We start from the raw sequence: 23,392 nt of genomic DNA, 5'->3' as shown, positions 1-23,392 counted from the left end.
CTGCAGCCGGGCTCCCCCAGCAGCGCGCCAGCGGTCCGTAACGCCCGACGCCATCGGCGTCGATGGACGCGACGTCAACCCCGGGGGTATATGCGCCATGGCTGAGGACGTCCAGGCCGGCCGGCGCGGGCCGACCTGGACGTCATGATCAGACGAGGTCGAACCGGTCGAGGTTCATCACCTTGGTCCACGCCGCGACGAAGTCGTTCACGAACTTCTCCTTCGCGTCGTCGCTCGCATAGACCTCCGCAAGCGCGCGCAGCTCGGAGTTCGACCCGAAGACGAGGTCGGCACGGCTGCCGGTCCACTTGACCTCGCCGGTGGCCGCGTCGCGCCCCTCGAACGTGTTCGCGTCCTCGGACGTCGCCTTCCACGTCGTGCCCAGGTCGAGCAGGTTGGCGAAGAAGTCGTTGGTCAGGACGCCGGGGGTGGTGGTGAGAACGCCGAGCGAGGACTGCTGGTGGTTCGCGCCCAGGACGCGGAGGCCACCGACGAGGACCGTCATCTCGGGGGCGCTCAGGGTCAGCAGGTTCGCCCGGTCGGTCAGCAGGTACTCGGCCGGCAGCAGCTTTCCCTTCCCGAGGTAGTTACGGAACCCGTCGGCACCCGGCTCGAGCGCGGCGAACGACTCCACGTCGGTCTGGTCCTGCGAGGCGTCCGCACGACCGGGCGCGAAGGGGACCTCGATGCCGAAGCCGGCGTCCTTGGCGGCCTGCTCGACGGCCGCACCACCGGCGAGCACGATCAGGTCGGCGAGCGAGATCCGCTTGCCACCGCTCTGGGCGGCGTTGAAGGCCTCCTGGATCCCCTGCAGCGTGCGAAGGACCGTCGCCAGCTGGTCGGGGTCGTTGACCTCCCAGCCGCTCTGCGGCTGGAGGCGGATGCGGGCGCCGTTGGCGCCGCCGCGCTTGTCGCTGCCGCGGAAGGACGAAGCCGACGCCCACGCGGTGGACACGAGCTGGGACACCGACAGGTCCTGGCCGAGGATCTGACTCTTGAGGAACGCGATGTCCTCGGCGTCGACGAGGTCGTGCGTCACCTCGGGGAGCGGGTCCTGCCACAGCAGGGTCTCGGACGGGACCTCCGGGCCGAGGTAGCGCACGATCGGGCCCATGTCGCGGTGGGTCAGCTTGAACCACGCGCGGGCGAAGGCGTCGGCGAACTCGTCGGGATTGGCGAGGAAGCGACGCGAGATCTGCTCGTACGCCGGGTCGATGCGGAGCGAGAGGTCGGTCGTCAGCATCGTCGGGGCGTGGGTCTTGGCCGCGTCGTGGGCATCGGGAACGGTGCCCGCCCCGGCGCCGTCCTTCGGCCGCCACTGGTGTGCGCCGGCGGGGCTCTTGAACTGCTCCCACTCGTAGCCGAACAGGATCTCGAAGAAGCTGTTGTCCCACGTGATCGGGGTGTTCGTCCAGATGCCCTCAAGGCCGCTGGTGATCGCGTCGCCGCCCTTGCCGGTGCCGAAGGAGTTCGCCCAGCCGAGGCCCTGCGCCTCAAGCGGAGCGGCCTCGGGGTCGGCGCCCACACTCTCCGCCGGGCCCGCGCCGTGGGTCTTGCCGAAGGTGTGGCCGCCCGCGATCAGGGCGACCGTCTCCTCGTCGTTCATCGCCATCCGGCGGAACGTCTCGCGGATGTCGCGGGCCGCGGCGATCGGGTCCGGATTGCCGTTGGGGCCCTCCGGGTTGACATAGATGAGGCCCATCTGGACGGCGCCGAGGGGGTTCTCCAGCTCCCGGTCGCCGGTGTAGCGCTCGTCGTCGAGCCAGGTGGTCTCGGGACCCCAGTAGACGTCCTCGTCAGGCTCCCAGACGTCCGCGCGGCCACCGGCGTAGCCGAAGGTCTCGAAGCCCATCTGCTCCAGGGCGACGTTGCCGGCGAGGATCATGAGGTCGGCCCACGAGATGTTCTGCCCGTACTTCTTCTTCACCGGCCACAGCAGGCGGCGGGCCTTGTCGAGGTTCCCGTTGTCCGGCCAGCTGTTGAGGGGGGCGAAGCGCTGCTGCCCGGCACCGGCGCCGCCGCGGCCGTCGCTGATCCGGTAGGTGCCCGCGCTGTGCCACGCCATCCGGATCATGAACGGGCCGTAGTGGCCGAAGTCGGCGGGCCACCAGTCCTGCGAGGTCGTCAGCAGCTCCGCGATGTCCTGCTTCACAGCCGCGAGGTCGAGGCTGTTGAACGCCTCCGCGTAGTCGAACTCCTCACCGAGGGGGTTGGCCACGGCGGGGTTCTTGGAGAGGATCTTCAGATTGAGCCGCTCCGGCCACCACTGACGGTTTCCGCCGCCCTGGGTCGGGTGCGGGGCGCGCCCGTGCGCGACCGGGCAGCCACCGCCACCCTCCGCCTTCGCGTCTACGACGATTGCATCATGGTTCTCAGACATGGGAATCCTTCCGGACCAAGCCGATCACGGTACTCAGAAACAACTGGTGGCGGGATAAATCGGGGCACAGCCCCAGCGTATGACTTCGGCCTCGTCGGTCGAGAAGCCGCGGTTGGCGGATGCTGGCAGGCAGGGGGCCACCGACCGCTCGGTCGATGTCGGAGCGAGGACACGACCCGTCTCCCCGACCGGGCGGCCAGCCCGCGGGCCGGTTGGACGAGGTGTACGAATCCAGCCGCAGCGTGCCGCCGGAGGGGCGACAGGGAGGGAGGTGCAGCCCACGCGATCACTCACCCGGGAGCCGATCACCTCGACACCGAGGGGATCACCGTCCCGCGCGGTCTTGAGCGGCGCGACTCGGGAGGCCGTCACCCGGCCGGCCCGTCGCAGGCACTTGGTGGTGGTTCCGTCACGGCTCTGTCTCCTGCCCTACCGGAGTCATCCTGTCCCTTGGCTATTGCCGGAACCAATCCTACAATGGACAGAGTCCAGGTCAACAAGCGCGCCAAACCCGTATTCAATCGGAACCCGGACGTCCGACCGGTAAACTTCGGGCATCCCGCCGAATCTGAATAGGTGAACCGACATGAGTGACCTGCTGGAGCGACTGCGAGGGCGTGGCTGGCGGATGACCTCCCAGCGGCGTGTCGTTGCGGAGGCCCTCGACGGTGACCACGTGCATCTCACGGCGGACGAGGTGCACGCCCGCGCCGTACAGCGGTTGCCGGAGATCTCCCGGGCGACCGTCTACAACGCCCTGGGCGAGATGGTCTCCCTCGGTGAGGTCATAGAGGTCTCCACCGACGGCCGCGCCAAGCGCTATGACCCCAACGCACACCACCCGCACCAGCACCTGGTGTGCTCCCTGTGCGGCACCATCCGCGACGTCCGCCCGACCGGCAATCTACTGGCCGACCTCCCGGCCGAGGAGCGGTTCGGCTTCACGGTGTCGGAGGTCGAGGTCACCTACCGCGGGCTCTGCCCGTCCTGCGCCTGAGACATCCGCCCGGCGCCCGCGCGACCACGGCCTCGTCGTCACGCCATGGGAGCCTCGTACCGTGTCGAGAAGCGGCGCCGACTCTGTGTCGGAGGCGGCCGCCGTATTGCCTGCGGCGGCCAGGCTTACCGCTCAGTCGCCGCCGCCACCGCAACAGTCACCGGATGCGTGGAGCGCCGGCCTGTCCAAGCTCTCACCGGAATTGCCCGGTCAAGGGCGAAGCCCTGCCACGACGTACTCGCCCACCAGCAGCCGTTGTTGGACATGGCGCACATCGACATTCCCGGCTACGGTCACCTCGACACGTTCCCCGGCCGCGGCGCCGCCTCGACGCGTTCGGGCACGCCCTCGGCCTTCCTGGCAAGCGGCGGTGACGGACGGCTTCCGGGGGCCGGGCCGGCGCCGGCCCCCGGCCGAACGCCGCGCTACACCCCCAGGAGGCAACAACCCATGCCGCAACTCGCTGTCGACGGCGCAGCATTGGCGTACGACGACGAGGGCCCCCGTGACGGTGACGGCGTGCCCCTGGTGTTCATCCACGGCTGGACGGCCAACCGCCACCGCTGGGACCACCAGATGGAACACTTCGCCTCCAGGCGGCGTGTCATACGCCTCGATCTGCGCGGGCACGGCGAGAGCGAGGGGTCAGGGCGACGGAGCGTCGACGAGCTGGCCGTGGACGTCCTCGCGGTCCTCGATCACCTGGAGGTGAACCGGTTCATCCCCGTGGGCCACTCCATGGGCGGGATGATCGCGCAGGCCCTGGCGCTGAGCCATCCCGAGCGGATCGAGCGCATGGTCCTGGTGAACTCGATCAGCCGGATGACCTACAGCCGTGGTCGGGGCATGCTGATGGCCGCGTCCACGAGGGTGCCGTTCAAGCTGTTCGTCGCCACCAACATCCAACGGGCCTTTGCCCCCGGCTACCCGCGCGAGGAAATCCGCGAGTACATCCGGGCCTCCTCGGCCACCCCGCGGGAGGTGGTCATGACCTGCTACGCCGCCATGCGCAACTTCGACGTCCTCGACCGGGTCGGCGAGATCCGCACGCCCACCCTGCTGGTGCACGGCTACCACGACATCCAGCTGCCCGTGGCGCAGATGTTGCGGATGGCGAAGGCCTACCCGGACGCGCTGGTCCGGGTCGTGGACGCCGGGCACGAACTGCCGGTGGAGAAGCCCGCGGAACTGACCGCGGCGCTCGACTCCTTTGTGACCAGCCGAGCATGAGGCGGTAGGCGGCCGAGTGGATCCGGACGGTGTGATCGCCTCACCATCGTGGTGGAACTCGTCGCATCGCGACGATCACCGCGTGACGTTCTTCGGCTCGGACACCCGCAGCACTGCCGCGATCCGTTCGGCACCTGGTCCGCACACGCCTGCCAGCCCGGCGGCTCGCCCCGTGGCCAGCAGGAGCAGCTCACCCGTCGGCCCTCGCATCTCGTCCTGCCCCTTGCCCGCTGCCCACTCCCTGTCGGTGGCCACCAGTCTCGTACCGGCCAGGCGCTTGCGGGCGCCGTAGAACGGGCTGGCGAGAACGTGTTCGAGCGCGGCGACGGTCTGCTCCGCGGGCATCTCCCGCTCGCGCCCGAGCGGTCGTGCAACGTCCTGCCCGTGCACCAGCGCGTCGACGAGTGGGTCCCACCGGCTGGACAACGGCGCGCGGTGGGCCGACCCCGCCGTCTCGCGCAGCTGGGCGATGAGCTCGGCCGGCCCGAATACGGCCGCCCGGTCCCGAGCCAGGCCGGCTTCCATCCGGTTCCAGTTGCCGCGCGCCCGGATCGCGCCCTTGATCGTGCCGAGGAATGTGCTGCGTGTGGACAGCGTCATGTGTGCGGCCACGTCGTGCACGGTCCAACCGGCGCAGAGGGAATCTCTCTGCCACTCGTGGTCGTCGAGATCGTCGAGGAAATCGGCGAGGCTGAGCCTTTCGGCCTTCACCCACGCGAGTATTCCGCTGCGGTCCATGGTCAGCTCTCCTCGGACGAGACGGGCTTGGGGTTCCTCCGCCATGTGCCGGTCCTGTCGCCTGGATCGGGCGGTTCGATCTCGGCCAGCCTGCTTCGCAGGTGGGCGCGTTCGGGTTCGGTGCCGGCCAGGTCGAGTGCTTCGCGGTAGGCCGTCACCGCCTCGGGCAATCGGCCGAGCCGCTGCAGCAGGTCCCCTCGGGCTGCCGGGTAGGGGTGGTGACCGCGCAGCCTCGGCTCGCCTGCCAGCTCGTCGAGCAGTACCAGCCCTGCCTCCGGGCCGTCGCGCATGGCCACCGCAACCGCCCGGTTCAGCTCGACGACGGGAGACGGCGTGAGCGCGAGCAGCACGTCGTAGAGCGCTACGACCTGCGGCCAGTCGGTCGTCGCGAGGTCAGCGGCCTCGTCGTGCAGGGCGGCGATGGCGGCCTGCACCCCGTAGGGGCCGGGCGGGCCTCCGGTCAGCGCGGCAAGCACCAGGCAGCGGCCCTCCTCGATCATCGTGCGGTCCCAGCTGCCGCGGTCCTGGGCGTCGAGCATCACGAGCTCGCCGTCCGGACCGGTCCGGGCGTCGCGTCGCGCGTGGGTCAGCAGCATCAGGGCGAGCAGGCCGGAGACTTCCCGCTCGGCGGGCAGCAGTCGGCGCAGGATCTGTGCCAGCCTGATGGCCTCCTCGGCGAGGTCGAGCCGTTGCAACCGAGGGCCCGAGCTGGCCGCGTAGCCCTCGGTGAAGATCGAATAGAGGATCTGGAGCACTCCGGGCAGCCGTTCCGGCAACTCGTCGGCGCCGGGTACACGGAACGGGATGCGAGCCTCGCGGATCTTCTTCTTCGCCCGTACGATCCGCTGGGCCATCGTCGCGTTCGGGACCAGAAAGGCCCGCGCGACCTCGGGCGTCGTGAGACCGGCCAGGCAGCGCAGCGTCAGCGCCGTACGGTCCTCCGCGGCGAGAGAGGGGTGGGCACAGGTGAAGAACATCTGCAGCCGCTCGTCGGGCAGCTCGCCGTCCGTGTCCGCGGGTGGGGCGGGGTCGGCGCGGTCCGCCTCCACCTGCAGGATGGCGAGGCGGGCGGCGTAGGCCTGGTCCCGCCGCAGGCGGTCGACGGCCTTGCGCCGCGCCGTGGTCAGCAGCCAGGCGCCGGGCTTGGCCGGGACACCCACGACCGGCCAGTGCACCAGAGCCGCTTCGACGGCCTCGGAGGTGACCTCCTCGGCCAGGTCGAGATCGCCGAAGCGGCGGACAAGGGAGGCGAGCAGCCGACCGCGTTCCTCGCGGAACACCGACTCCACCGTCGACCGGCAGGGCGACCGACTGGGGGACTCGTTGGGTGTGCCGCTGCTTGCGGCTCCCCCGTCCCTCATCTCAGGCCCCGAACTCGGCGATCGGACGCACCACGACCGACCCGCTGCCGCGCGCGCCAGGACAGCGGGCGGCCCAGTCGAGCGCGACATCCAGGTCCGGTACGTCGATGACATAGAAGCCACCGAGGACCTCGCGGGTCTCGGCGAACGGCCCGTCCGTGACAGCCCGCCTCCCGTCCTGACCGACCCGTACCGTCGTGGCCGTCACCAGGTCCGCCAGCGATTCCCCGGAAACCCAGATCCCCGCGTCCTTCACCTCCTTGTCGTAGGTCATCCAGTCCTCGACGGTGCACTCGGCGGCTCCGCCGCCCTCGTCGATCGCGCCAGCGTTGATCAGCAGCATGTACTTCAAGGTCCGACTCCTGTCAGGTCCTGTGGTTCGTCACGCGGCGGGTCGCCGTACAACATGACGACGAACGGGACGCAGTCGGATCGACAGCTCCCCCATAGATTCTCTCCGGGACACGCTCAGCGCCCGCGTCGGCGCCGACGCAGCCGGCGACGGCTGTGATGCCGGCCGGCTGTCCGGGGGAGGCAGGGCCCTGTCAACGGTCAAGAAATTCCCCGCTTTCGGCCGGTTCCGCGTCACGGAATTCCCCACCTTCGCGGTCACGGTTCCCCAGGGGGACGGCGGTCGCGGACCTGGGCGCCATGCAGCCGTCGGGGCGGGCAGCCGTCTCCTGCTGGCGATCGGACTGACCGCACCGGCGGAGGGCACCCGAAGCACCCCTGTTGGTGTGCGGGCGGTGCTCTCACGGGTGCTGTGGCGTGGCACGCAGCCCTTCGAGGAGTACGGCCAAGTAGCGGTGTGCGGTGTCGAGCCGGTCGGCGGGTGTGCCGCCGTGGACGTTTACGGAGTAGGCGATACCGCACATGAGCGGGACGAGGTCGGTGGCGGCCAGGTCACGTCGGACCGCCCCGGCGTCGCGCGCCCGGTCGAGGAGTGCGATGCCGACCGACTGAAGCGTCTCTTTGAGTTCCGTGGTGCGCGGCAAGGTGTCGGTGGCTGCGGCGGCGACCGGGGCCAGGGACGCGTCGGTGACCTGTGCTTCGACGGTGCGGAACAAGAAGGCTTCGAGCGCGTGCCAGGGGTCGGTGTCGGCCAGCGCCTGCTGGCCGTGGGCGGTCAGGGCTTCCAGGCAGGGAGTGGCGACGGTTTCCAGCAGCGCCTCGGGGGTGGCGAAGTGGCGGTAGACGGTGCCGACTCCGAGTCCGGCGCGGCTGGCGACGTCGTTCAGTTGCAGGGGTGTGCCCTGGTCGATGAGGGCACGGGCGACAGCGACGATGCGGTCCCAGTTGCGGGCTGCGTCCTTGCGAAGGGGCGTCGTCATGGGGACATGCTAATCGGATGGCTCATCCGGATGATGCCGCCGCTGGTACCCGTGCCGCTTGGCGGGTCAGGTTGTCGTGAGGGGTGCGTGCCGTTCGCTGAGCCGGCGCACGTCCTGGGCGACGCGGGGGTCTGTGGCTGCGCGCAGAGGTTTCACCGGGTGGGTCTGGGCTCCGATGACGATGCCGGTCCGGCCCGTAAGGGTGGCGTCGGTGGCGGCGACGATCGAGGGCCGGGCAGCCAGGGACGCCGGGCCAGAGGTGGAGCGTTCGAACTTGCGGCGTACCAGGGGCCACAGCAGCCGCAGGGCTGGTGAGACGATCTTCGGGTCGGTCATGGTGCCGTTGGTCATGTCGGTTGCGGCGCCTCCGGGGTCGGCGGCGAAGACAGAGACGGCCGTGCCTTGGAGTCGGGTGGCAAGGTCGAGCGTGTAGGCGAGGTTGGCGAGCTTGGCGCGGGCGTACCAGTGGAAGCCGTAGTAGCCGCCGGGCGGCTCAACGGTGTCGAAGGACCTCTTCGCGAGCCCGACTGCACTCGATGTCACGTTCACGATCCTGCTGGGCGCGTCGGCCGTCAGCGTGGGCAGTAGCAGTTCCGTCAACAGGTACGGCGAAAGGTGGTTGACGAGGAACGACGCTTCGATCCCGTCCAGGGTCTGTGGCTCCGGGAACATCGCGCCGACGTTGTTGACCAGTACGGTCAGGGGGTCACCAGAGGTGGCATGTTCGGCGGCGATCTGGTCGGCGAGCGCGCGCACCTGGTCGAGCGAGCCGAGGTCGGCGGGCAGGAATCGCGCGGGATGGGACGGGTTCATCGCGTTGATTCGGTCGACCGCCTGGGAACCCCTGTCGGCGTTGCGTCCGACCACGGTGACGAAGAACCCGGCGTCGGCCAGCCCCAGGGCTGTCTCCAGTCCGATACCCGCTGTCCCCGCCGTGACCACAGCTGTCTTCTTCATGCGCTCCTCCACTCGGTAATGCGGATAGATCATCCGCTTACCGAGACCGTAGCACACAATCGGATGACCTATCCGCTTACGGTTGCTGGGCCGCGGATCAGGCGCTGCCGGACGGCATGAAGCCGCTCCGATCCGAGCACGCCGGACGACCTGGGCGCCCACCGGTCAAGTCGCCCATCGGACACCTGGGGAATTGCGTGACGTTTGACATGGGGAATTACGTGACCGTCCACAGGCCCGGCTTCGTGATGTGTGCGCACAACGCGCACCTGTCCTCGCCCCTGCACAGCGACGGGTCGCCCGTGATCACCGTCATGCAGCCCGGCCGAGGACCTCCAGTACCTCCCGCTCGTGCCGCGCACCCGGGCAGGGCATCGCACCGCACAACAGGCAGGGGCCTCAGCGAAGGGCAGGCGAGGAGGATCAGCCAGTGGGCAGCCCTTATCGGCCAGTCCTCACAGCGGACTTATGCGAATACCGCGCAAGAGGTAGCTTCTGCCCGAACCGCGCTGACGCGGGTGGTTTCACCACAACCGTGGTCGCTGCTGAGTGCCGGCCGAGCGGGGGCGCATCGACGCGGCCCGAGATCAGCGCGCCAGCCGGGTACCCGCTACGGCCCGAAGGGGGAAACGAATGCGAACCAATATCCTGGCGAGGACACTCGTCAGTGTCACTGCAGTCGTCGGCATTGCCGCCGGGAGCCTGGCCGCTGCGGGCTCCGGCTTCGCGGCGTCCGCACCGGCCTCGAAGCCGACGGCGGGCTCCGAGGTCCTCGTACCACTCGCGGTGGTCAACCTCGGTCTGAGCACTACTCAGGCGAAGTACGTTCAGTGCTGGCTAAAGGCGAACTGGGGATACACCGGCGCGATCGACGGGCAGCTGGGCACCAACAGCTGGAAGGCGTTCCAGCGCAACCTCAAGACGCATTGGGGCTACACCGGAGCGATCGACGGAATCGTCGGAAGCGGCACGGTGAAGGCGTTGCAACGCCTGCTGAAGAACAGCTGGGGTTACACCGGCGCGATCGACGGAGACCCGGGATCGGGGACCCAGGCCGCATTCAAGCGGTTCGCCAATGCCTGCAGCGGCTGGTGTTGAGCGAGTCTCGGCAGGAGCACGCGGGCTCGGTGCCCGAAACGCTCATCGAGCGTGATCGAGTCAGACCATGAAGCACAAGCCCAGCGCCTGTCCCTGATCCCGCATCGCAGATGATCATGTGCTCCGAGGCCGGGCGCCGGCCTCGGAGAGCCGGCCGTTCAAGACGAACAACGCCCGGGGCGGTACCAGCCCCTCAGGTGAGGTGAAACCGACCGCTCGCTGACACTTCGCCCCCGATGAAGCGGAGGGCAACCCAGCACGGCCGCGGCCGACCGCACCGGCCGGCAGTCCCTCGCCGACGCACCTCTCCGATGCTCATCCGGAGACCTGGCCCGCGTCACTCCCGCTCTCCCCGCCGGCGCTCACAGCCCCTTGGCCCTGCCGCCTCGACCACCCGCGCCCTGCCGACGACCGGTTCGATCCGGTCCAGGCCTTGGATGGCTTCGACGCCGAAACCGAGCGACGATGGGGAAGAGCGGCGATGTGGATCCTCGTGTGGGTCACATGGATCTTCGCGCTCGTCCGAAGAAGTTCCTGCTCCGAGCCGCCCACACCTCAAGGCGGCACACCGGGCTCGCGACCCCCGTAAACCGGGAGGGCGTCATGAACACACCATCCGATTCCGCGACCACTCACGGCGCGGCCGACCCCAGTGACGTGCTGGCCGATGTAGGCGGCGCATGGACGTGGTTGCTCGGCGTCGCTCTGGTGACCCTGACGGCGGGGATCATCGTGCTCGTCTGGCCGGACGAGACCCTGCACATTCTCGCGGTCATCATCGGCCTGTACCTGCTCATCTCGGGCGCGTTCCGCTTCGTGACGGCCTTCTCGCGGGACAGCGAGGGCGGCGGCAGGGTGGCGGCGGTACTGGTGGCGATCGTGGCCATCCTGGCCGGTGTGCTGTGTCTGCGGCACCCGCTGCAGACCACCGCCGTGCTGGCCCTCGTGGTAGGTGCCTACTGGTTGGTCTCGGGTCTGCTCGCGGCGTTCATCGTCGTCAGCGGACGCGACATGCCGCACCGGGGGTTGGCGTTCGCCGTGGCCGCCCTCGGGATCGTGGCCGGCATCGTGGTGCTCGCGTCTCCGGTGGAATCCGCGACCGCGCTGGCCAGGCTGCTCGGGCTGTGGCTCGTCCTGATGAGCCTCGGCGAGGTCGCGGTGGCGCTCGCGCTGCGATCCGCCGCGAAGCCGCTCAAGCCCGAGCGACGGCCCACGGTGTAGCGCCGGCCTCAGTGCCTGAGGGATTTCTTCGCCCTCTCCACAGCCAACTGGATCTTGCCCTTCACCTTCTCCGTGCGACCTGCAGCCTGCGTGCGCCGGTCGCCCATGACATGCCCGGCGGTCTCTTTGAGCCGGCCCTTCATCCGCGTTGCCCTGGCCTTCGCCTCTGCCTTGTTCATGGCCGGCCTCCTGTGACGAGCGATTGCCGAACTGCATCAGCCACCCTGAGTCCCAGCCTGTCCGCCGTCCCCGAATACGCGCAACCGCTGGACTCGCGCGATGCACCAGGGCGGGTGCCCCGGGCTCAGGTCCATCGCGGGAGGCTCGGCACGCGGCACGCCCGTACGCGCTGTCCGGCGAGCGACGTAGGCCGGACCGGTGTGAACCGCCACGAAGGGATCTGCCGCGACGCAGCCGAACCGCGCCGACGAGACGGTGACGGTGCGTCGGCGCCGCGGTCGAGCCGTCGGCCTGGTGGTTCCCGGTCGGAGGCACATCCGCTCGTACCGGGGAATGGCACCGCATCCGCGAACCGCGGGCTTGCGGCGAGAAGTCCTGGATTCACATCCGATCTCTTGAGAGTGGTGAGGGTGTGCCCAGAGGAACTGTCAAGTGGTTCGATCCGGAGAAGGGGTACGGCGTCATCGCACAGGACGCGGGAGAGCCGGACGCCGACGTGGACTCCTTCGCCGTCCAGGGGTGTTGTCGCGCCCGGGCACTCACGACGGGCGAGAGGGTCGTCTTCGACGTCGTCAGGGACTCCCAGGGGATCCGGGCCGAGAACGTACACCGGGCCGGGGCTTGTTCTTGAGACTCTCTCCGGCGGTGACTGCTTGAGGCTCTCGCCGGCGGTGACCGCGCGCGTGAATCATGACCGACTCGGGATATCCGGGTGGCCGGTCGTCGTCGCGGGCCGCGCCGCAGGCCGCGACGGATCTGGTCGCGTCAACCGGCGGCATCCGGATTGCCGCTTCGCGCCTGTCGGCGTCGCCGGATCCGCGCGGCCGTCGGCGCCCGGCGGATCTGCCGCCACCGGCGCTCCCGCGCTTCCGGACCTGACGCCCCGGAATCCGGGGATCGGGAGCAGATCCATGCGCACACAGCATCGGCTGGCGCCCCGCGCGAGGCACGCCGTCCCCCGGTAGCCGACCCGAATGGGTGTACTAGGGGGGCGGCGGAGCGTGGAACACATCAGGCGACTCGCCCGAGCACCCCCTCCCGCCGCAGTGAAGGTGACGCATGAACGCCGGCCCGTCGGAACCCGCACGCCGAACCAAGAAGACCGCAGCCCAGAACAAGACCGCGGCCAAGAAGACGACCCCTCCGAGAAAGCGAGCCGCCCGCAAGGCAACGACCTCCCGACGGACGAACGGCAGCGGCGAGCTCCGGTCAGGGCCCATCGCGGGAACCGCGCTGGTGGACGGCATGAACTTCCGTGCCAAGGGTCTCCACTACGCCGAGGTGGACGGACTGGCGATGTTCGAAGGGGACATCGTGCTGGGCACCGTGCACGAGATGAGAGAACTGGCGGACCAGGGGCCGGTGCTCGAATCGGTCGGGATCGTGCCTTTCGAGCAGGGGCAGATGCGCCGCTGGCCGAACGCGACGGTCCCCTTCGAGATCGATCCCTCCCTGCCGGACCAGCAGCGCGTCACCGACGCAATCGCTCATTGGCATTCCCTTACCCGCATCCGTTTCGTGGAGCGGACCCCGGCCAATGCGGCACAGTTCCCGGACTTCGTGCGTTTCGTCCCGGGCGGCGGATGCTCTTCGAACGTCGGCCGACAGGGCGGCCGACAGACCATCACACTCGGTCCCGACTGCACCACCGGAAACGCCATCCACGAAATCGGCCACACGGTGGGACTCTGGCACGAGCAGAGCCGCGAAGACCGCGATCAGCACGTCATGATCGCGTTCCCGAATGTCGAGCCGGACATGCAGCACAACTTCGTCCAGCACATCGCCGACGGCGCCGACCTGGGCGCGTACGACTTCGGCTCGATCATGCACTATCCGGCAACGGCGTTTGCCATCGACCCGGACCAGCCGACCATCATCGCCCGGAACCCGCTGCGACCCGGAGTGGTGATGGGGCAGCGTACGAAGCTGTCGCAGGGCGACATCGACGGAGTCCACATGATGTACCCCGCCATGCAGCCGCCCACCATCAAGGAGGTTGCCAAGGACCCCGTCGTCGACACGACCCTCAAGGAGATCCCCAAGGATCCGGTGGTCGATCTGCCGCAGAAGCTTCCCGCCCTGGACATTGCGAACCCCCAGCCGGCAGGCAGCCCGTTCGTGCTGGCCACACCCCACCAATCACCGGCTCTGACCGGCCATCCGGACGGAGTGGCCGAGCAGGTCCGCCAGTTGACCCAGCTGGTCGGCACACTGCAGCAGGGGCTGTCCGCGGTCGCGGCGAGCCACAACAGCCTTCTGGCCCACCTCGCTTCCCAGCTTCCCGGTGGTGCCGGGCAGCCGCGATGATCCTGGTCGTTTCGTACGACGAGGACCACACACTCGAGGTCCTGCGCCGACTGGAGGTGGCCGGCCGCGAGGTGGTCCGTGTCGATCTGGCCGACTTCCCCGCCCGAGGCGAAATCACTCTCGACTACACCGCGGCCGAGGGCCCGGTCCACACGATCGCGACGCCGACGGCCCAGGCCCGGCTCGACCGGTGCCGCGTCGCCTGGTGGCGGCGAGTGCGCCCGTTCACCGTCGACCGGGCACTGGGCACCTCCCGGGACCAGGGCTTCGCGGTCAGCGAGACCAGCCAGGCACTGCACGGCCTGTTCCACTCGCTCAACTGCGCCTGGGTCAATCCGCCGGCGCTGGACGGGATCGCCCACCACAAGCCCTACCAATGGGAGGTCGCGCGCCGCACGGGGCTCACCCTGCCTCGCACCCTGGTCACCAACCACCCCGAGAAGGCCCGCCGCTTCATCAGGGAGACGGGGGTCGGCCGGACAGTCTTCAAGGCCTTCATCGCCTCCGCCGACGCGTGGCGGGAGACCCGGCTCGTCCGCGCCGAGGACTTGGCGGTCCTGGACTCCGTACGCTACGCCCCTGTGATCTTCCAGGAGTTCGTGCCGGGGACCGATCTGCGCGTGACCATCGTGGGCGAGCGTGTCTTCGCGGCCGAGATCGACGCCTCGGAGACCAGCTACCCCGTGGACATGCGGATGGCCGTGAACGAAGCGCGGGTACGGCCGGTGGTTCTCCCCTCGGAACTCACCGGCCGGCTCCTGCGCCTCATGCGCAGCCTCAGCCTGGTGTACGGCGCCGTCGACCTGCGTCGGCGTCCCAGCGGGGAGTACGTGTTCCTGGAGGTGAACCCCGCCGGACAGTGGCTGTTCGTGGAGGAGCGGACCCAACTGCCGATCACGGCGGAGGTCGCCGCGCTCCTGACGCGGCTCGACGGACCAGAGCCCGAGCCGGCAACGGCGGTACGGTCACCGGCGGGCAGGGCGGTATGACGTACACCGTTACGGGTTTCGTGTCCCTGCCGCCGGACACACCGGCAGGCCCGGCCGCCTACATCCTCGTGGAGGTCCGAGACGTTTCCCGGGCCGACGCACCCTCCATCGTCGTCGGGGCACAGGTCCAGAGGGACATCGAGCTGGCTCCGGGCGGCCGGGTCCCCTTCAGCGTGAAGGTGCCCGATCTCGACCCCACCGCTTCCTATGGACTCCGCGTCCACATCGACATCTCCGGGACCGGAACTCTCCGAACAGGCGATCTGAGCAGCACTCAGGCCGTTCCCGTCCGGGCGGGGGCCACCGAAGGGCTGGAGGTATCTGTCACCGTCGTGTGACCGTCACGACAAGCCGGTGCTCTGGGCCGGGGCCGACGGTCCGCTCCGGCCGTCGCCCATCGCCGCCACCGCGTCGTGGGCGCCGCTTCGGACCCGATGGGCGGCACCGACGACGCGGAGGCGATGGAGCGCAGGCGGGCCACCGCTGACGGCGGCGCGCGGGCACGGACCGCGATGCCCCTGGTGAACCGCCGCCTCTCCTGGACGGTTGTCGACCGCTGATGCGCGACCCCCACCCCGGCGGCCTCGGGGTCCTCGGGGTCCTCGGGGTCCTCGGACCACCGGCCCACCGGCGCAGGCCTGGCCGGGCGCGATACGAAAGGGTGAACGGGACGGGGCAGGACAGCAGAGAAGCACCGGGTGATGGCCGCCGGGCCCGCCGTCGCCACACCCTTGCGCGGCGTGTCGTCGCGCGCAACGAGTTCCTCCGGACAGTGGGTACCGCGCAGCAGTCCCGGCTCCGGCAGGGGCTACAGCATCAGCTCCGTTCGCCCATGCCAGCGCCTCGGATAAGCTGATATGCGAGTAATCGCACCCGAAGAAGCTGCGCCCAGAGTCCCCATACCCGAAGACACTGCATCGGCAATGCGGCAGCAGCGCCCGGCCGGAAGATCGCCAGGGAGTGGTCGGCAGCGAGGCCGCACGCCCCGGGGTTAGGTCTTTGCGTTGGACCCACACGAATCGACCAGTGAGGTGCCGGACCTGCCGCTGACGGCGGTGGGGTACGCGGGTGTGCTCCGCGACCTCCTTCCCATCGCGCTGTGGAGGGCCGACGCGCAGGGACGCATCGCAGAATGGTCCCTCGCCGCCCAGGACGTGCTCGGCTACACGGCGGAGCAACTGCTGGGGCGGTACGGTCTGCCGATCCTGGTCCCCGAGTCCCAGCGCGAGCCGGCCGATCGGCTGGTGCAGAAGGCCCTGGCGGGTGAGGCGGTTGTCGGGAGGGTCCCCGTTCGGCACCGCGACGGGCACCTCGTGCCGATGGAGATGTGGATCTGTCCGGCTGCAGACCCGAACGGAGGAACGGGCACGCTGGCCATCGCCGTGGAGACCTCCAGGGTCAGGGGAATGCGGGATTCGCTCGCCGCCCTGGAAGGCCTCTTCACCCAGTCCCCGATCGGTCTGGCCATACTCGGCCGCGATCTGCGCTTTCTGCGGGTCAACGAATCGCTCGCCCGGATGAACGGTGTCTCGGCAGCCAAGCACCTCGGCAAGCGGCTGGCCGAGGTCGCGCCAGGAATCAACGCCGCGGCGCTGGAGACGGTGATGCAGCAGGTTCTGGACCGCGGTGAGGCGGTGGTCGACGTCCGTCGCACGGGTCGCACCCCCGCCGATCCCGATCACGGCAGAACCTGGTCCTGCTCCTACGCCCCGCTGCTCGACAAGGCCGGGCGGCGGCTGGGCCTGATCGCTTCCCTGATCGACATCACCGAGGGGCAGCAGGCACACGTCGAGGCCGAACGGGCACGCCGACGCTTCGCTCTGCTGGCTGAGGCGGGCACCCGTATCGGGACCACCCTGGACCTGCGCCAGACCGCCGAGGAAGTGGTAGAGGTGCTGGTGCCCCAGCTGGCCGATTCGGCCGATGTGCAACTGCTGGAAGCGGTGCTCGACCCCGACGAAGCCGCCGCGTCCGCCGACGGCGTGGTGCGCCGGATGGCCGCCGCCTTCCCCGATCCGTCCGCACCCACCGCAAAGCTCGCAGCGGGCATGACCTTCCAGGTGCCGCTCGGCTCGGTATACGAGGCGGTGATCACCGAGGGGCGCCCCATGAACCTCTACCAGGCCGATATTCCCGCGCTGATCCCCGATCCGCAGGCCGAGAGACTGCGTACGTACCTCAGTACCCATATGGGCTGCGCGCGGCTGGTCCCCCTGGTCGCCCGCGGCAAGGCGCTCGGCGCCGTGGTGCTGACGCGTACCCGCAACCGTGAGCCCTTCGACGAACAGGACTGCGTGCTCATCGACGAGCTGGTCGCCCGAGCGGCGCTGAACATCGACAACGCACGCATGTACACCAGCCAGCGTGAGGCGGCCCTCACTCTGCAGCGCAGCCTGTCGAACAACGCGCTGCCGGAAGTGACCGGCCTGGAACTGACCGGGCGCTACCTCCCCGCCAGCGACCACGCGGTCGGCGGCGACTGGTTCGATGTCATCACCCTGCCCAAGGGCAGGACCGGGCTGGTCATCGGGGACGTCATGGGGCACGGGATCCATGCGGCGGCCGTCATGGGACAGCTGCGCACCGCGGTGCGAACGCTGGCACGCCACGACATCCCCCCGACGCAGATGCTGCGCTCCCTGGACGCCGCCGTGGCCGACCTGGGCGAGAGCGAAATGGCGACATGCGTCTACGCGGTCCACGACCCGGCTACCGGCAGTTGCCTGGTCGCCAGGGCCGGTCATCCGCCCCCGGCCGTGGCCGACGCCCGAGGGACGATCGCCTTCCTCGACGGCCCCTCGGGCACGCCCCTGGGAACGGGTGCGCAGGACTTCCAGACCGAGGAGGTGCCCCTGCCACCCGGCAGCCTGCTGGTGCTGTACACCGACGGCCTCATCGAGGCCCGCGACAGAGACCTCGACCAGGGCATGCAACAGCTCGCCCAGGCGCTGCGGCACCTCGACCACCCGTTGGAAGAGATCTGCGACCGCGTCCTGGACCGGATGCTGCCCTCTGCGGCCCAGGACGACGTGGCGGTGCTCCTCGCCCGAACTCTGCCTCGGGCGGCCGGGTGAGGAGTCGGCCCGGGCCGCGACACCCGCGCGGACCCGCGGGGAAGGTGCAAGGGTGGTAGCGATGGAGACACCGGTGACGACGTTCAGCGAGGGCCCGGAAGACCCGTTCGCGGTGCGGCGAGCGGCTTCGGCGGTGCTGGACGACCGCGGGATCGTCATCGGCTGGAGCGAGCGGGCCGAGGCCCTTCTCGGCTACCCGTCCAAGGAGGTGCTCGGGCGGGCGGCGCTCGGTTTCCTGGTCGAGGCCCACGACAACGACGTCGTGATGGAGGCGGCGGCCGTATGCGTACGCGACCGGGCCGACGGCGGGCCCGACTGGTTCGACGTCATCCCGCTCTCCGGGCTCCGGGTGGCCCTCGTCGTCGGCGACGTGGTGGGCCATGGCATCCACGCAGCGGCCACCATGGGCCGGCTGCGCACCGCAGTGCACACCCTGGCCAACCTCGACCTCACACCGGACGAGGTTCTCTCCCACCTCGATGATCTCGTCGACCGTCTGGCGGCCGAACAGGAGCCGACCGACGAACGTTCCCCTCAAGTCGTGGGCGCAACCTGCCTGTACGCGGTCTACGACCCGGTCACGCGGCATTGTGCCCTGGCCCGGGCAGGCCACCCGCCGCCCGCGGCGGTGACGCCGAACGGACAGGTGCACCTCCTCGACGTACCCGCAGGTCCCCCACTGGGCCTGGGCGGGCTGCCCTTCGAGGCAGCCGAGCTGCAACTGGCCGAAGGCAGCCTCCTGGCCCTCTACACAGACGGACTCATCCAGGGCCACAAGCGAGATGTCGTCGAGAGTCTGGCCGTTCTGTGCGGGGCACTGGCCGTGCCCGCCCGCTCGCTGGAGGAGACGTGCAAGGCGGTGGAGGGCGCGTTGCTGCACGACCGGCCCGCCGAATACGTCGCCGACGACGTGGCTCTGCTCATCGCCCGTACCCGCGTCCTGGCAGCGGAGAAGGTGGCCACGTGGGAGCTGCCCGTAGAGGCGACCGCCGCTGCTCGGGCGCGGACGCTGACGGCATCCCAACTGGCCGCGTGGGGACTGGAGGAGATGGGGTTCACCACCGAGTTGATCGTCAGCGAGCTGGTCACCAACGCCTACCGGTACGGTGGCGGGCCCATCGTCCTACGGCTCATCCGCGACGGCCGCCTCATCTGCGAGGTGTCCGACGCCGCCAGCACGTCACCGCACCTGCGCCGGGCCCGCACCACCGACGAGGGCGGCCGCGGACTCTTCCTGGTGGCCCAGCTCACCGAGCGCTGGGGCACCCGGTACACACGCGAGGGCAAGACCATCTGGACCGAACAGGGACTGTCCTCCGCGTCGGCACCGTGAAAGGAGCGCCGCCGGTTCGACGTCGCCGATTCAGTTGACCTGCAGTGGCGTCGGACACCGGACGGGGTGGCCGCCGAGCGGCTCTTTCCGGGATTCCGCCGTTCGAAGACCGCCTTTCGAGGACCGCCTTTCGAGGACCGCGGCGCTCGCGCGTTCGATTCCACGCCGCTCGCGTCGCCGGTCAGCCCTCCGCGGGGATGGACTGGTACCGCACCGCAAGGGCAGCGATATCGTCGTCGAGCCTTCCGCCGCTGTAGTGAAGCAGGTCCCGGTGAAGCCGGTCGAGGAGTTCGCGGGGCAGCGCCGGGCCTTGCCGACTCATCCACTCCGGCAGCGGAAAGAACTCGCCGGCGTGGTCCCGGGTCTCCGATACGCCGTCGGTGTAGAGCAGCAGCTGGTCGCCGGGGGCGAAGGCGACGAGGTCGATGCAGTAGTGGTCGCCGATGAGCGATGCGAGGTTGAGGGGCGGCGAGGCGGCGGTGGGATCCAGGACGTGGATCTCCCCGCGGTGCACCAGCAGTGGCGGAGGGTGCCCACAGTTGAGAAGTCTCACGTGGCCGCCACTGTGCGGGATCTCCGCGACGAGGGCGGTGGCAAAGCGCTCCGGCAGGTCCACGGAGGGGAACGCGGCGCTGTGGCGGGTGATGCTGGTCTCCAGGCGATGCGCGATGCCCAACAGGTCGCCCTCGTCGTAGGCGGCCTCCCTGAAGGAGCTGATCACCGCCGAGGCCGTCCCCACCGCCGACAGGCCCTTGCCGCGTACGTCGCCGATGAGCAGCCGGACTCCGTACGGTGTGTCGAGCGCCTCATAGAAGTCGCCGCCGATCCGGGCCTGCTCTTGAGCCGCCACGTACATCGACTCGATCTCGACCCCCTGGATGCGGCGCGGCAGAGGGCGCAGCAGCACTTTCTGGGCTGCGTCGGCGACGAGCCGGACGTGGAAGAGCGTCTCCTCGCGCTGCAGTCGGACATGGCTGGCGTATGCGGCGGCCAAGGTGACCGCGACGATCGCAGCCGCCGTGTACGGCGTCCCCAGGTCGGCGTAGACGAAGCTGAGGCCGATCATGACCAGCAGGCAGAACGTCCCCAGCACGATGGTGGGGAGCACGGGCCACATCGAGGCGGCGAGGGCAGGTGCGGCAGGCAGGAGACGGCTGACGGCGATCTCCCTCGGTGTGGAGAACGCCAGGCCCGCGATGAGGACGGTAAGGATCACCGGTGACAGGAGGGCAGCTTCCCACCGGCCGTAGGGCGCCAGGCTGCGCCTCAACCATCCCGAAACGATCACAGAATGCATCATATAGATGCAAAATGGGTGCCGGGTTCCGCTGGAGCAGGCCGATCACGCACGGTGATCCGCCCCCATGTGCCGAACATGCCCACACTCCGCCCCATCGAGGCCCCGGCCCCGGCCCGGCAGGACGGCGGCCGAACCTCGCCTGGCAGACCGTGCCGGGGCACGAGGCGAGACCTTCAGCACCCTGACCGGGATCCGGACCGGCGTCAGCTGGTCGCCCAAGAGCAGGAACCGTTCGGCTCGATCCTCTCCTGCATCGATTCCCGAGTGCCGCCCGAACTCCTCTTCGACACCGGGCTGGGCGACCTGTACGTGTGCGCACAGGCGGGGAGGCGGTCGGCCCGGTGGTCACCGGTTCCGTCGAGTACGGGCCCATAACGAGCGGCACCCCGCTCATCGTGGTCCTCGGCCATCAGCGCTGCGGCGCCGTCCAGGCAGCGTACAAGTCTCTGCGTGACGGCAAGCCCCTGCCCGGCAACCCGCAGGCGATCGTCAAAGCGCTGCAGCCGGCGTACGAGCAAGCGGTCCGGGAAGGCGGTGACGACCCGGTCGAGACCATGGCCCGTGCGCAGGTCACGTCGACCGCGGCCGACCTGCGCTCCAACGAGGACCTCGCACCGCTTGTGGGACGGGGCGACCTGGCGGTGGTCGGCGCCTACTACTCGCTCGACACCGGCAAGGTGGAGGTCCTGGCCGGCGCGCCTGCCTGAACCGGACACGCAGGACTCCCCCGCCCCCGCCCCCACCCCCGCGCCCGTGAACGCGGGGCACCGACGTTCCTCAGACCTGGTGAAAATCGGCGAGATTCGGCATGGGTGCACGCACTGCGTGGCATCCTCCTTGCACGGGCACGGACTGATCACCACGGTGTGACAGCACGGGGGGAGGCCGGCGTAGTAGATGCAGCCCGGAATCGGCATGGGCCTGCGGGGGCGCAGTGGGATCATCTCGCTCGTCGACGCGTGCCTCAGACAACTTCCGACAGCGGAACGACCCGTCGTCATGCTGCTCGGCCCTCGCGGCAGCGGCGCGAGCGAGGCGCACAGCGCCCTCATGGAGCATTTCGGGCCCGAATACCCCTTCGCGTACGTCAATTTCGACGGCACACACTCGCTCCTGCCTCGCTATGCGCTCGCCCTGCTGGCCCGCCAGCTCGAACGCAAACTGCCTCGGTACGGCCGCTCCCAGTTCCCCCTCCTCACCCTCGGGCTGCTGGCCTCGGACCAGGAACTGCGGATCAACAGCCTGGCCGAAGGACGCCGCGCCATCCAGCGCCAGCTGGACCGCTTTCAGGAAGACAACGAGGAGCGGCACGGCGACTACCTCGCCGCATTCTTCGACGTGGCCGCAGGTGCGGTGGGCGCGCCCGACGGATTCTCGGGCGTGGCCCTCGCCCTCCTCCAGGACGCCCTGCGACGCGGCCGACGCAGGCTGCCGGGCCGGGTGTTCGGCGGGAAATACAGTGCGAGTGCCGCGTGGTACGGAGGTCACCCGCTCACCCGGAGCCATGACCAGTGGGAAGCGCTGGTGGAACTCAACCTCTGGCGCCACGAGGGAGACGAGCAGGAGCAGGACCAGCTGAACCGGGTGCTGTTCTCGGCCTTCCTGGAGGACCTGCGCCGCAACTCCTCCCGTTCCTTCATGCCCCGGTCGTATCTGCTCCTGCTCGACAACTCGCATTCGGTGTACGGGCGTCGATTCCTCGACCTCCTCATTCGCGCCCGTCACGACGACTCCGTGGTGGCGGGCCATCGCTGCGATCCCCTTGCCGTCGTCGCCAGTTCCAACCGCTGGCTGCCCCGCTGGGGCCCGGCCACCGGCGATTCCTGGCCCTGGCAGCTGCGCGGCCCCGATCGTGCCTCGCTGGCGGACTGGCAGGATCACCGCCCCCCTCGCGACAGCGACGACACGTGGTGGTATCCGCTGCGGCTGCGCGACCTGAATCTCGACGAGGTCCGCATCCGGATCGAGTTACAGCTGGGCGATCATCCCGAGTTGGCCACGTACACCCGGCTCACCCCCTTCGTTCACCGGCTGACCGGCGGCCTGCCGCGGGCGGTGCACCAGGTCCTCGACGTGTTGAGGCAGTCCGCGACCCCTGCGGAGGACGGACCGGGTCAGGACCGCTGGCTGCGTACCCTGCCGGACCGCACGCTGCGCGTCGGGGAAGAGAACCGCACGCTCTCCGCCGTGGCATTGGCTCATCTCCTGCGCGGATTCAACGACGTGGAGAAGGCCGCCCTGTCCGAGTGTGCCGCCGCCCGCGACCTCTCCGTAGGCGCACGGATCCTCAGCCCCGGAGACGGGCTGTTCGGCGAGGTCCGCTCCCGTTGGCTGCTGCACAGCCCCGGCGCGGTCACACCGACCCTCCATCCGTGGCTGCGCAGGCTGCTCCTGTGGGAGCTCGCCCGCCGTCCCGGAGACTGGGACACGGTCCACGAGTTGCTCTCCGAGCACTTCCGGTGCGAGGAACAGCCTGTGCCGGAGATGTACCACCGGATGGCCATGGGACAGATCGACGAGGTCACGGACCATCTGCTCCACCGCTTTCCCGCAGTGCCCGCCGTGCAGTGGATCACTGAGTTCAACTCCATCACCGGTGCCCCCAACCGGCTCCCGGTGGAAGGCGGCCCGCTCGAACTCCTCGCCGGCCTCGCCCCCCGCACGTCCCAGCGGTCCGTCGACGCCGCCTCGGCGATCCGGGGCCTGGTCACCGCTCGCTGGGTGTGGAGCGATCCGCTGGCAGACCCGGCAATGCGCCTCAACGACATGATCGCGGACGGCTTCACCCAACTGTCCCAACTGCGGAGGACCGACATCGTGGCCCTGTTCAACGAGGCCGAGCGCTACCGCCACTGGCGTCACCCACAGACGACTGCCTGCGAGAGCTGAGCGT

20 protein-coding genes and 1 pseudogene are annotated in these 23,392 nt (G+C 69.6%); 13 read left to right on the top strand and 8 right to left on the bottom strand.

The window, feature by feature from the left end:
• Nucleotides 1-148: 148 nt before the first annotated feature.
• Nucleotides 149-2,380, bottom strand: coding sequence for a catalase/peroxidase HPI (gene katG, locus OG293_RS35015; RefSeq protein WP_406002764.1), 2,232 nt, complete (start codon nucleotides 2,378-2,380; stop codon nucleotides 149-151).
• A 586-nt stretch (nucleotides 2,381-2,966) separates the two neighbouring features.
• Here katG and OG293_RS35010 point away from each other — a divergent pair.
• Together OG293_RS35010 and OG293_RS35005 are read left to right on the top strand one after the other, a co-directional pair.
• A complete protein-coding gene (locus OG293_RS35010; RefSeq protein WP_406002763.1) occupies nucleotides 2,967-3,377 on the top strand; it encodes a Fur family transcriptional regulator in 411 nt (136 codons plus the stop codon).
• Nucleotides 3,378-3,827: 450 nt separating this feature from the next.
• Entirely contained in the window at nucleotides 3,828-4,607 is a 780-nt protein-coding gene (locus tag OG293_RS35005; RefSeq protein ID WP_406002762.1) for an alpha/beta fold hydrolase, read from the top strand.
• A 75-nt stretch (nucleotides 4,608-4,682) separates the two neighbouring features.
• Here OG293_RS35005 and OG293_RS35000 read toward each other — a convergent pair whose 3' ends face one another.
• From OG293_RS35000 to OG293_RS34980, 5 genes are all read right to left on the bottom strand, one after another.
• The gene (locus OG293_RS35000) at nucleotides 4,683-5,345 is read right to left on the bottom strand and encodes a maleylpyruvate isomerase family mycothiol-dependent enzyme (RefSeq protein ID WP_406002761.1); all 663 of its coding nucleotides are present in this window, start codon (nucleotides 5,343-5,345) and stop codon (nucleotides 4,683-4,685) included.
• Nucleotides 5,346-5,347: 2 nt separating this feature from the next.
• On the bottom strand, nucleotides 5,348-6,706 hold the full coding sequence (locus tag OG293_RS34995; protein ID WP_406002760.1) for an RNA polymerase sigma factor: 1,359 nt from the start codon (nucleotides 6,704-6,706) through the stop codon (nucleotides 5,348-5,350).
• A gap of 1 nt (nucleotide 6,707) precedes the next feature.
• Nucleotides 6,708-7,058, bottom strand: a complete 351-nt coding sequence (locus OG293_RS34990; protein ID WP_406002759.1) for a YciI family protein — start codon at nucleotides 7,056-7,058, stop codon at nucleotides 6,708-6,710.
• A gap of 400 nt (nucleotides 7,059-7,458) precedes the next feature.
• The gene (locus OG293_RS34985; RefSeq protein ID WP_406002758.1) at nucleotides 7,459-8,037 is read right to left on the bottom strand and encodes a TetR/AcrR family transcriptional regulator; all 579 of its coding nucleotides are present in this window, start codon (nucleotides 8,035-8,037) and stop codon (nucleotides 7,459-7,461) included.
• Nucleotides 8,038-8,103: 66 nt separating this feature from the next.
• The gene (locus tag OG293_RS34980; protein WP_406002757.1) at nucleotides 8,104-8,994 is read right to left on the bottom strand and encodes an SDR family NAD(P)-dependent oxidoreductase; all 891 of its coding nucleotides are present in this window, start codon (nucleotides 8,992-8,994) and stop codon (nucleotides 8,104-8,106) included.
• A gap of 633 nt (nucleotides 8,995-9,627) precedes the next feature.
• On the opposite strand from OG293_RS34980, the gene OG293_RS34975 reads away from it, so the two are divergent.
• Both OG293_RS34975 and OG293_RS34970 read left to right on the top strand, forming a co-directional pair.
• The gene (locus tag OG293_RS34975; RefSeq protein WP_406002756.1) at nucleotides 9,628-10,092 is read left to right on the top strand and encodes a peptidoglycan-binding protein; all 465 of its coding nucleotides are present in this window, start codon (nucleotides 9,628-9,630) and stop codon (nucleotides 10,090-10,092) included.
• A 603-nt stretch (nucleotides 10,093-10,695) separates the two neighbouring features.
• Nucleotides 10,696-11,313 carry an HdeD family acid-resistance protein gene (locus OG293_RS34970; protein ID WP_406002755.1) on the top strand — a complete coding sequence of 206 codons (618 nt, stop codon included), beginning with the start codon at nucleotides 10,696-10,698 and terminating at the stop codon, nucleotides 11,311-11,313.
• Between the two features lie 8 nt (nucleotides 11,314-11,321).
• Here OG293_RS34970 and OG293_RS34965 read toward each other — a convergent pair whose 3' ends face one another.
• The gene (locus OG293_RS34965) at nucleotides 11,322-11,492 is read right to left on the bottom strand and encodes a CsbD family protein (protein ID WP_406002754.1); all 171 of its coding nucleotides are present in this window, start codon (nucleotides 11,490-11,492) and stop codon (nucleotides 11,322-11,324) included.
• 413 nt (nucleotides 11,493-11,905) lie between these two features.
• On the opposite strand from OG293_RS34965, the gene OG293_RS34960 reads away from it, so the two are divergent.
• The 7 genes from OG293_RS34960 (at nucleotide 11,906) to OG293_RS34930 (ending at nucleotide 19,199) form a co-directional block, all read left to right on the top strand.
• The gene (locus OG293_RS34960; RefSeq protein ID WP_406002753.1) at nucleotides 11,906-12,124 is read left to right on the top strand and encodes a cold-shock protein; all 219 of its coding nucleotides are present in this window, start codon (nucleotides 11,906-11,908) and stop codon (nucleotides 12,122-12,124) included.
• Between the two features lie 428 nt (nucleotides 12,125-12,552).
• Nucleotides 12,553-13,803: a Dot/Icm T4SS effector Zinc-dependent metalloprotease LegP gene (gene legP, locus OG293_RS34955; RefSeq protein WP_406002752.1), complete on the top strand. Its 1,251-nt coding sequence runs from the start codon at nucleotides 12,553-12,555 to the stop codon at nucleotides 13,801-13,803.
• Entirely contained in the window at nucleotides 13,800-14,792 is a 993-nt protein-coding gene (locus OG293_RS34950; protein ID WP_406002751.1) for an MvdC/MvdD family ATP grasp protein, read from the top strand. The genes legP and OG293_RS34950 overlap by 4 nt, the downstream gene beginning before the upstream one ends.
• The gene (locus OG293_RS34945; RefSeq protein ID WP_406002750.1) at nucleotides 14,789-15,130 is read left to right on the top strand and encodes a YbaY family lipoprotein; all 342 of its coding nucleotides are present in this window, start codon (nucleotides 14,789-14,791) and stop codon (nucleotides 15,128-15,130) included. Before OG293_RS34950 ends, OG293_RS34945 begins: the two co-directional genes overlap by 4 nt.
• 75 nt (nucleotides 15,131-15,205) lie before the next feature.
• A complete protein-coding gene (locus OG293_RS34940; protein ID WP_406002749.1) occupies nucleotides 15,206-15,352 on the top strand; it encodes a hypothetical protein in 147 nt (48 codons plus the stop codon).
• Nucleotides 15,353-15,796: 444 nt separating this feature from the next.
• On the top strand, nucleotides 15,797-17,866 hold the full coding sequence (locus OG293_RS34935; RefSeq protein ID WP_406002748.1) for a SpoIIE family protein phosphatase: 2,070 nt from the start codon (nucleotides 15,797-15,799) through the stop codon (nucleotides 17,864-17,866).
• Nucleotides 17,867-17,927: 61 nt separating this feature from the next.
• Nucleotides 17,928-19,199, top strand: coding sequence for a SpoIIE family protein phosphatase (locus OG293_RS34930; protein ID WP_406002747.1), 1,272 nt, complete (start codon nucleotides 17,928-17,930; stop codon nucleotides 19,197-19,199).
• Between the two features lie 181 nt (nucleotides 19,200-19,380).
• Here OG293_RS34930 and OG293_RS34925 read toward each other — a convergent pair whose 3' ends face one another.
• The gene (locus tag OG293_RS34925) at nucleotides 19,381-20,415 is read right to left on the bottom strand and encodes a PP2C family protein-serine/threonine phosphatase (RefSeq protein WP_406002746.1); all 1,035 of its coding nucleotides are present in this window, start codon (nucleotides 20,413-20,415) and stop codon (nucleotides 19,381-19,383) included.
• Between the two features lie 75 nt (nucleotides 20,416-20,490).
• On the opposite strand from OG293_RS34925, the pseudogene OG293_RS34920 reads away from it, so the two are divergent.
• Nucleotides 20,491-21,206 (top strand): annotated as a pseudogene (locus tag OG293_RS34920) (carbonic anhydrase).
• A 190-nt stretch (nucleotides 21,207-21,396) separates the two neighbouring features.
• Complete coding sequence (locus OG293_RS34915) at nucleotides 21,397-23,388, top strand: hypothetical protein (RefSeq protein WP_406002745.1); 1,992 nt, start codon at nucleotides 21,397-21,399, stop codon at nucleotides 23,386-23,388.
• Nucleotides 23,389-23,392: the final 4 nt, after the last annotated feature.

Source organism: Streptomyces sp. NBC_00829 (assembly GCF_045161795.1).
Taxonomy (GTDB): domain Bacteria; phylum Actinomycetota; class Actinomycetes; order Streptomycetales; family Streptomycetaceae; genus Streptomyces.
The sequence above is the reverse complement of the archived record's forward strand: the minus strand, read 5'-3'. Positions and strand labels throughout refer to the sequence as shown.